At 57.4% G+C, this 618-nt stretch carries 1 protein-coding gene; it reads right to left on the bottom strand.

Going from position 1 to position 618, the window contains the following annotated elements; genetic code table 11:
- Positions 1 to 618 (bottom strand): Tn3 family transposase (locus tag KP705_RS16145; protein WP_215764977.1); only part of this gene is annotated, 618 nt, incomplete at both ends.

The following is a 618-nucleotide window of genomic DNA, read 5'->3' as shown; positions in this document are numbered from 1 at the left end:
GAAAACCGACCGCTCGATCCGGCCAACTTCACGCAAGGCCACAGCCAGACCATTCTGACGGGGATAAGATCCGAGCTTCCGCAGCATGGCCGAGGCCGTCACGGTTCCACTCCGAATGGATGTGACCAGACGCAGCAGGTCGTCCCAGTGGGCCGCAACATGATCGGTATTGATCGGGTCACCGGCCATTCCACTCAGGAGATCACCGGGGCTTTGATCTGGAAACAGGTGAAGTTTCCGCTCTTTCAGATCCCGTATCCTGGGCGCAAATCGATAACCAAAGAAGGGCATCAGCCCGAAAACATGATCCGATGCCCCACCCGTGTCGGTATAATGCTCTTCAATGGAAAGCCCGTTGGCATGATACAGCAGCCCATCCAGAACATAGGGTGCTTCACCGGCCGTCGCCGCAATCACCCGGGTCGAAAACGGATCATACTGATCGGAGATGTGGGTGTAGAAACTGACGCCCGGTTCACTGCCATTGCGCGCATTGATATCGCTGATCGCAGCGCCTCTGCCACCTGCATGAAACAATTGACCATCACTTGAGGACGATGTGCCGTCTCCCCAGAGTGACGCCAGGGGCAGCCCACGATGGGCTGCAACCATACGGCC

It is taken from the genome of Gluconobacter sp. P1D12_c (assembly GCF_018812105.1).
In the GTDB taxonomy this organism is placed as follows: domain Bacteria; phylum Pseudomonadota; class Alphaproteobacteria; order Acetobacterales; family Acetobacteraceae; genus Gluconobacter; species Gluconobacter oxydans_A.
The sequence above is the reverse complement of the archived record's forward strand: the minus strand, read 5'-3'. Positions and strand labels throughout refer to the sequence as shown.